This is a genomic window from Catenulispora yoronensis, from assembly GCF_039531695.1.
In the GTDB taxonomy this organism is placed as follows: Bacteria; Actinomycetota; Actinomycetes; order Streptomycetales; family Catenulisporaceae; genus Catenulispora; species Catenulispora yoronensis.
On sequence record NZ_BAAAQN010000121.1, the window covers coordinates 1 to 8,458 of the forward strand.

The following is an 8,458-nucleotide window of genomic DNA, read 5'->3' on the forward strand; positions in this document are numbered from 1 at the left end:
CCCAATTCCGCCTCAGAACTCGCTGGCGCAAGGTGGGTGCAAGGTTCGCACCCGGCCCCTTGCGCCTGCCGACAATGTCGTGACGTCATCACCACCGCGCCCGGCACCGTCCCGCTGTTCGCAGCCGACGACGCGACCTGCGCCGACGGGCCATGGCGCACCGTGTACGCCTGGTCTGGGACCACCGTGACCGGCAAGCTGTTCGATCATCCATTCTGCATATCTGCTTGAGCGAAGTTAGCTGCTCAGGATGCTGGCCAGTTCGACCGTGCTGGTGTGGCTCGGGTCGTCGCGTTAGCTGGCGGCTTGGGCGATGTAGATCGTTCCGACGGTGATCGCGAGGGTGCCGAGCAGCAGTCGGAGTGCGGTTTCGGGTAGTCGGGGCTGGAGGCGGGCTCCGAGGTAGCCGCCGCACAGGCCGCCGAGTCCGCAGGCAAGGCCCAGCGGCCAGTTCGGGGCGATGTCGCCGGTGGTGGTCAGAGCCAGCAGCGCGTAGGTGGCCGCGCCGACGATCGAGGTCAGGAAAGTGGAGGCCAGTGCGGCCGGGGCGACTTTGGCGACCGGCATGCCGCGGCCGACCAGGATCGGGCCGAGCAGGGAGCCGCCGCCTATGCCGTAGATCCCGCCGACGATCCCGACGATCAGGGCCAGGGCGGCGATCGCCCGCGAGGTCGGCGGCTGCGCGATTCGTCGGGCCGGCCGCAGGGTCCGCAGGCACAGCCAGGATCCCAGTGGGAGCAGGACGGCGGCGGCCAGCAGCCGGAAGACCGTCGGCCCGGGGACCGCGAAGACGCGGATCACGGCGCCGATGACGACGCCCGGCAGGGTGCCGGCGATCAGCAGGCGGGTCAGCGGGCCGGCCAGGCCGCCGCGGCTGCGGTAACGCAGCAGCGCGCCGGGCCCGGCCACGACGTTGAACAGCAGGTTCGTGGGCGTGACCGCCGGACTCGGCACGCGAAGGACGCTGAGCTGCACAGGGAGCAGGAAAACCGCACCGGAGACCCCGACCGGCGCGGTCGCTGTGGCGATCAGCAAGCCCGCGGCGTATCCGAGCAGCCCCGCCGACCACGTCACCGCAGACGCCCTTTCCCTGGAGATCCGCCGCTCTGTTCGGGCCCTCAGGCTACGGGCCGACGCGCGGCGCCGGTCAGCTCGTCCAGTGGGTGGGGGCCGGTGGCCACAGCCTGCTGGAGGAGCCGGTAGAACAGCATCCCCCGAGCGGTGGAAGTCCTGCGGTTGAAGCGGAACGTGTACTCGTCCAGGTAGTACGGCAGGTGCTCGCGGCTGACGTGGTGGTGCAGGGTGCCGGCGATCCAGCGCTTGAGCAGCGAGGCGACCAGGTGGACGCCGGGCAGCTCCCGGCTGATGTCCGGCGAGGCGTAGCCGTTGACGTACTCGTGGGCGTACCCATGTCGCCGAGGCGGCGCAGCATGCGGGCGCCGTCGGTGCGGATCGTCGACCCGGGCTCCACGACGGACGCCGCGAACGCGACCAGCTGCAACGTGGCCGGAGCGTCCGCGACCGCCAGCCGCACCCGCCCGAACCGGTGCGGCCCGAGCCGTTCTACCGCCACCTTGACCGGGACCTTGTCCGTGGAGACCCCGGGCTTCCCTGCCGACCTGCCGCCGACGAACGTCTCGTCGATTTCCACAACGCCGTCCAGCCGCTCCCGGTCCGGACGCACCATCGCCCGGCGCAGCTTGTGCAGCCACGCCCACGCCGTCTCATACGAGCCGAAGCCCAGCGCGCCCTGCAAACCCAGCGCGGACACGCCGTTATTCTGCGACGTCACGAACCACGCCGCAGCGAACCACGTCGACAGCGGCGAGTGCGAGCGGTGGAAGATCGTGCCCGCCGTCACGGATGTCTTACGTCCGCAGGCGGCACACATGAACTGGGACTTCGCGGTGCGCCATACCCGATCCCCGCCACACGCCGGACAGACGAAGCCGTCCGGCCAGCGCAGGCGCTCCAAGTAGGCCAGACACGCCGCCTCATCAGGGAACCAGTCCCGGAACTCCTGATAAGTACCCGGATAGTCGACCCCTGCGACCGGCCACGCCACACCCGCATCCACGCCGCGAGACTACTGCACTCAAGCAGATATGCAGATCATCCATTCGAACGGCACGAGGACGACGCGGACCTCTAAAAGCCGCACCGCCGCCGACGGGAAGTGCCCGATATGACCGCCCGGACACGCCACAACAGCACGATGCCGACACCCAGGCCGCGGATCGCACACCGCAACGCGCTACGAGCCGGACGTGCCAGCGCCCCGCGACGCGCACGACGCTGGACGCACCAAAACAGACCTCTGATAAACAGTTCGCCGCTTCGCCACACCCGGCGATACGCTGACGCCTTCCCCGGAGCGTAACCGTCCGGATACGTTGCGCGCCTGACCCTCGACCGGCCACCACACTGAAGGACTCTGTCGGGAATCTTGAGCCGTCGTGATCACTTCCCCTGGCGCCACCAGATTGGGCGGGGTAGGTCGTGGGCGTCGAGGTACTGCTGGAAGGCTGTGGGCGGCCGTGGCCGATACTCGGAGTCGGCGGGTTCTTGCCGGCTGAGTCGTTCGATGTTGACGGCGATCGCGGTTAGGACGTGCTGGACGTGCGTCTTGGCCCAAGACGGGGAAGTTTAGGTTCGCCATCGGCGTGTCCGGTCGGTGGCCGTGGTGATGGTGAAGGTGATTTCCGGGTTCGTGATCGGGGTGTTCTTCCTGGTCGGGCTGTAGGCGAAGGTTGAGATCGGGCGTTTGATGCGGCGGGGCTGGATCCTGGTCGGGCGGTGAACCGGGAGCAGTTCGCGGGGGTGGAGTACGGCGGTGTTGATCTGTGGGGTTGTTCGATGTCCGCGGCGGGTCGTGGTGCCGGTCGCGGTGATCACGGTGTTCCGGGCGGTGCGGACGGTCACTGCCAGCGAGATTCGGGACGGGTCGAGGTCCGGCATGCCCGGCGCGGCGACCAGCGCCGACCACACCCCCCGATACCCGCTGTCGCTGAACAGCGCCATGGCCAGCACGAAGTACACCATCACCCGCGCCGGCAGCTTGCGGACCCGGGCCTGCACGCGGCCGGTCGCCACCAGGACCTCGTCCACCAGCGACGGAGTGATCAGTTGCGTCAACTCGCCCAGATGCCCGGCCGCGAAGGCCCGTTCAGGTGCGCGAGGACGTGAAGGCGTGCGAATCTTGGGCACGGGACTCCTTGTCAGAACGCTGTCTTGGTCGGCATTCGTTCTACAAGGAGTCCCACCTGCTACACGGCCACTTCGACGAAACCCTTGACAGCCGCTTCCAGCGCCAAACTTCCCCGTCTTGGGCCAAGACGCACGTCCAGCACGTCCTAACCGCGATCGCCGTCAACATCGAACGACTCAGCCGGCAAGAACCCGCCGACTCCGAGTATCGGCCACGGCCGCCCACAGCCTTCCAGCAGTACCTCGACGCCCACGACCTACCCCGCCCAATCTGGTGGCGCCAGGGGAAGTGATCACGACGGCTCAAGATTCCCGACAGAGTCCTTCAGTGTGGTGGCGGTCGAAGGGAGCGCGGCGGGTGCGCTGTACCAGCTGGCGGCGGCGGCCAACGCTGTGGTCTGGTAGCGCAGACCCACACGACGCCAAAACGTCCGACTGCCGAGCGCCCGCAGGATCGACGTATTCGATTGTCATGTGAGGGAGAACCGCCGCCGCCGACATCGATGACGACCGGCGAATCCTCAGCACCACTCTGGTCCGCCCTCAGGTCACCGTCCGTGGGTCCAGATTCGATGGCAGCAGCCCCGGATGGGCCCAACTTGGATGTCAAGGGCCCAGAAAGAGTGACAACGGTCAGTGACCTGTGCCAATGAAGATGTCTGGTTCTGAGGTCAGGACCATGCTCTGGACAGGTTGACTGGCAATAGAGACCTACTCCGCACCCGCTCGTTTGTGCGGACGTTGGCCGGGTGTGTCAGACAACTTGGTCAATCAGGATCGTTCTCAACGCCTGAGCTCGGTTCTCGGTGCTATTGGGGCGTCTACTCCGTGTTCGAGGCGGGACGGGCGTTGGCTCGCTGGGGCGGGGGTCGACGGGGATGTGGGGCGAGAGGGGCACACGGAGCAGCCTTCGGTCAGAACGCTCGTCGGGGCCGCCGCCGTGAGCAGCGCGAGCTTCATAAGCTGGCGTCGTGCGGGGTGAGCGGTATGAGGCGAGGGGTGGCAGGCTGGCTCCCGAGGCCGGCCACGGGAATGCTAGGTCTCGGGGGCCGGCCCGCGGCCGCTGCGGAGCGGGTCAAGCCCGACGGCGTTCACTTCGGCGGTTCGGCGGGTAGCCGGGGGCGGCCCGGGGTGCGCTGGCATTGTGCGCCGTTTTTTGATTGCGGCGTGCTGGTGCGCATGGTTTGAGGTGTTTCGGTCCGGGCTGGATCTGGTCTGTGTTTCGTAGGGTCCTGTCGATGTCAGTGCGGCGTGGTGGTGGTGGCTGGTGAACCGCGGATCGGTGGCGATCTGCGGGCCGCCGTTACGGAACACCGCGAGCATGCTGGGCCGGGCGCGTGTTGCGCCGGGGGCGGCGGGCGTGATGGCGGATGTCACGGCAGGGGTTCTCCGGGCAGTGTGGCGGCGGTCGACGGGAGCGCGGCGGGTGCGCTGTACCAGCTGGCGGCGGCGGCCAGGGCTGCGGTCTGGTAGCGCAGGGTGGCCGTGGCGGCGGTGAGTTCGGTGGTGGCGCGGTGCAGGGCGTGCAGGTTCTCAGGTGTGGGGTTGGCGGTGGCGTAGGCGGTGATGGTGGTCAGGGTGCGGGAGGCGGTAGTGAGGGTGTGGGTGGCCGGGGACAGGTGCGGGGCGTACTGGTAGACGTCGGCGGGCAGGTGTTGGCAGGTCAGGACGGTGTCGGACAGGGCGCGGGTGGCGTCGTGGGCGTCACGGGATGCCTGGGTGGCGGCGTCCAGGGCGGGCAGCAGTTGGCGGCGGTCTGCGGCGGGGGCGGGCAGCGTTGGGGCGGTCATGGTGGTCACGGGCGTGAAGTCGCTGTCTGGGGTGGCCGGCGGTTCGAGATATGCGGGGCGCGGCCTTGTGCCAGGCCGCGCCCGGTGTGGTTACAGCGTGTCGGCGAGGCGTTCGGTCAGGGCCTTGGCGAAGCGGGCGGGATCGGGCAGGTCGCCGCCTTCAGCGAGCAGCGCGGCACCGAGGATGAGCTCGGCGAGTTCGGGCAGGGCGGGGTCGTCGGGGTTCTTGGTGTGGGCGTCGCGCAGGCCGGTGATTAGCCGGTGGCCGGGGTTGATCTCCAGGATGCGCCTTACCGGCTGGATCTGCTGGTTCATGGCCCGGTACATCTTCTCCAGCATGGGGGTGATGTCGCCGGTGTCGCCGACGACACAGGCCGGCGAGGTGGTCAGCCGGGAGGACAGGCGGGCCTGCTTGACCTGCTTGGACAAGGTGGCCGCCAGCCAGGGCAGCAGGTCGGCGAAGTCGGCCTCGCGCTGCGCCTTCTGCTCGTCGTCCTTGTCGTCGCCGTCCTCGTGGTCGAGGTCGACCTGGCCCTTGGCGATGGACTGGAACCGGTGGCCGTCGAACTCGGCGACATGGTCGACCCAGACCTCGTCGACGGGGTCGGTAAGGATCAGGACCTCATATCCCTTGGCGGTGAAGGCTTCCATGTGCGGGGAGTTCTCCACCACGGCGCGGGTGGCGCCGGTGAGGTAGTAGATGGCGTCCTGGCCGTCCTTCATCCGCGCCACGTACTCGCGCAGCGTGATGGTCTTCTCCGCATCGTGGGTGGATGCCGCGGAGATCACCTCCAACAGAGCCTCGGTGCTGTCCGGGTCCTCGACCAATCCCTCCTTCAGCACCCGGCCGAACTGGTCCCACAGTGTGGCGTAGCGCTCGGCGTCGCTCGCCTGCATGTCCTTGATCGCGCCCAGGACCTTCTTGACCAGGCGCTTGCGGACGCCGCGGATGTGCCGGTCGTGCTGGAGGATCTCCCGGGAGATGTTCAGGGACAGGTCGTGGGCGTCCACGACGCCCTTGACGAAGCGCAGGTAGTTCGGGACGAGGGCTTCGCAGTCGTCCATGATGAACACGCGCTTGACGTACAGCTGCACGCCGCGCTTGGTCTGGTGCGAGAACAGGTCGAACGGCGCCTGCGAGGGGATGAACAGCAGCGCGTCGTAGGCGAAGGTGCCCTCGCTGCGCAGGTGGATGGTCTCGGCCGGGTCGGTCCAGTCGTGGCTGATCTGCTGGTAGAACTCGTGGTACTCGGCCTCGGTGATCTCGGCGCGGGGACGGGACCACAGGGCCTTCATCGAGTTCAGGGTCTGCATCTCGGTGACCGCGACGCCGTTCTCCTCGCCGCGTTCGACCGGCATGCGGATAGGCCAGCGGATGAAGTCCGAGTACTGCTTCACGATGGCCCGGATCTTCCACTCGGCCAGGTAGTCCGCCAGTCCGTCCTCGCCGTCGGCGGGCTTGAGGTGCAGCGTGACCGACGTGCCGACCGGAAGGCCGTCGACCGTGGAGATGTCGTAGGTGCCGTCACCGTCGGACTCCCACAGGGTGCCTTCGTCGGTGCCGGCGCGACGGGTGCGCAGGGTGACCTTGTCGGCGACCATGAACGCCGAGTAGAACCCGACGCCGAACTGCCCGATCAAGCTTTGCGCGGCCTCAGCGTCATGGGCGGCCTTGATCTTCTCTAGCAGGCTCGCGGTGCCGGACTTGGCGATGGTGCCGATCAGCTCCACCACCTCGTCGCGGGACATGCCGACCCCGTTGTCCCGGACCGTCAGAGTGCGGGCGTCAGTGTCGGCCTCCAGCGCGATATGCAGGTCGGAGGTGTCGGCCCCGGGGGCGGCGGCGGTCAGCGACTCCAGGCGCAGCTTGTCCAGGGCGTCAGAGGCATTGGAGATCAGCTCGCGCAGAAAGATGTCCTTGTTCGAGTAGATCGAATGAATCACCAGGTTCAGCAGTTGGCGGGTCTCGGCCTGGAACTCCAGGGTCTGGACGCTGGTTTCCACCTGCGGGCTTCCTCTCAGGGCTAGATGCGATCAACAGCGTGGGCCTGTCGGCGGGCGCCCCCGATTGGGCGTGCCCGCCGACCGGTTCAGGTTGAGGTGGTGTCGGCGTGTTCGGGCAGGCCGAACAGCGGCGGCCAGTCGGCGGGCAGTTGCAGCAGCACCTGCCCCATCAGGTCCGGGCCAGCGATGTCGGCGACCACCGACAACACCGCGCCGATGTCCCACAGCGCTGTGGCCTCGGTGGCGCCCTCGATCCAGGCCGCAGTGGCGCGGGTGAAGCGTTCGGCGTTCAGCGGCTGGGCGGCCGGCAGCGGGTTGAGCAGGATCAGCGCGAACGTCTCCGGCAGCAGCGCGGCCAGCTGCGCGCGGGTGCGGCCGGTCAGGTGCGCCCCGAGCAGGGCCAGCACCACCCGGGCGGCCCGGTCGCCTCATCGCCGCTGCGGTATTCGCCGCGATCGATCACCTGCTCCATGAACGACTCGAAACGCACCATGGTCAACCCTCCTGTCCTTGGCAGATGTGTGTCCGGTCTACTGTTCCTACGCGCCGGGTCGGCGGTTGCGGTCGGAGGCGGCGCGGACCTCGGCGATGTTGGCCCCCACGGCTCCGACCTGCTCGGCCAGGCCGGGATGGCCGCCGGCCAGGTGGCCTCCGGCGTCGGCCAGCGGCCCCAGCAGGTCCGCGACGTCGTCACGGCCCAAAGCGGCGCGCAGCGCGGCCAGATCGCCGTCGGCACCGTCGCCCAGGTCGGTCAGGGCGCCGATCTGCCCGGCCAACTGCCGCAACCCCGCGGCGTTGTCCCGGGCCCAGCCGGCGACCGCCTTGTCCCCGGCCCGCCGGTCCCGCTCGGCGGCCACCCGCTCCTCCCGGGTGCCTTCGGTTCCGTCGGTGGCGGGTCGCAGCCGCAGGTAGCGCTTCTCGGCGGCCTGCCGGCTGGCGACACCCAGGGCCGGGGCCAGATCGGCCCAGCTCGTGTTCAACGCGCGGGCGGCCTCGATCAGCTGCGGCTCCCAGCCCGCTATCTCCGTGCGCAGCTCCCGCAGCAGCGTTAGGGCGGCCAGCGCCTGGTTCGCGCTCAGTGCCGGCGGTGCCGGGGCTCCCGGAAGGGCGGCCGGGGCGTGCATCGCGTGCATCGCGGCGGTGATCTGTCCCAGGGCGGCGCCGGTGTCGAACCCTGCGTCACCGGGTGCGGCCTGGCTGTTCGGAAGGTCTTTCATTACGTCATCTCCTCGGCGACGACATTACTTGTCGTCGTTTCGATGACATGCTATACCTGTGTTCGTCAGCGAGTCGACCCCCATGGTCGACCACTCACCTGGAGGTGACCCCCATGTTGATGCGCACCGACCCGTTCCGTGACCTGGACCGCATCGCCCAGCAGCTGCTCGGGACCACCGCCGCGGGCACCTGGACCCGCCCCAACCCCATGCCCCTGGACGCCTGGCGCGAAGGGGAGG

At 68.8% G+C, this 8,458-nt stretch carries 5 protein-coding genes and 3 pseudogenes; 1 reads left to right on the top strand and 7 read right to left on the bottom strand.

The features are described 5' to 3' along the window. Positions 1 to 294: 294 nt before the first annotated feature. The 7 genes and pseudogenes from ABD481_RS46070 to ABD481_RS46100 form a co-directional block, all read right to left on the bottom strand. Entirely contained in the window at positions 295 to 1,074 is a 780-nt protein-coding gene (locus ABD481_RS46070) for a TSUP family transporter (protein WP_344672276.1), read from the bottom strand. Between the two features lie 44 nt (positions 1,075 to 1,118). Continuing rightward, a pseudogene (locus ABD481_RS46075) lies at positions 1,119 to 1,975 on the bottom strand (IS1595 family transposase). A 671-nt stretch (positions 1,976 to 2,646) separates the two neighbouring features. Beyond that, on the bottom strand, positions 2,647 to 3,207 hold the full coding sequence (locus tag ABD481_RS47570) for a transposase domain-containing protein (protein ID WP_425559437.1): 561 nt from the start codon (positions 3,205 to 3,207) through the stop codon (positions 2,647 to 2,649). A 1,373-nt stretch (positions 3,208 to 4,580) separates the two neighbouring features. Next, positions 4,581 to 5,006, bottom strand: coding sequence for a hypothetical protein (locus ABD481_RS46085; protein ID WP_344672277.1), 426 nt, complete (start codon positions 5,004 to 5,006; stop codon positions 4,581 to 4,583). Between the two features lie 81 nt (positions 5,007 to 5,087). Next, on the bottom strand, positions 5,088 to 7,001 hold the full coding sequence (gene htpG / locus ABD481_RS46090) for a molecular chaperone HtpG (RefSeq protein WP_344672278.1): 1,914 nt from the start codon (positions 6,999 to 7,001) through the stop codon (positions 5,088 to 5,090). Positions 7,002 to 7,087: 86 nt separating this feature from the next. Continuing rightward, positions 7,088 to 7,494 (bottom strand): annotated as a pseudogene (locus tag ABD481_RS46095) (DUF2267 domain-containing protein). A gap of 46 nt (positions 7,495 to 7,540) precedes the next feature. Beyond that, positions 7,541 to 8,218 (bottom strand): HSP18 transcriptional regulator, encoded by a 678-nt coding sequence (locus tag ABD481_RS46100; protein ID WP_344672279.1) that lies wholly within the window; start codon positions 8,216 to 8,218, stop codon positions 7,541 to 7,543. 113 nt (positions 8,219 to 8,331) lie between these two features. On the opposite strand from ABD481_RS46100, the pseudogene ABD481_RS46105 reads away from it, so the two are divergent. Continuing rightward, a pseudogene (locus ABD481_RS46105) lies at positions 8,332 to 8,458 on the top strand (Hsp20/alpha crystallin family protein); the annotation flags it as partial.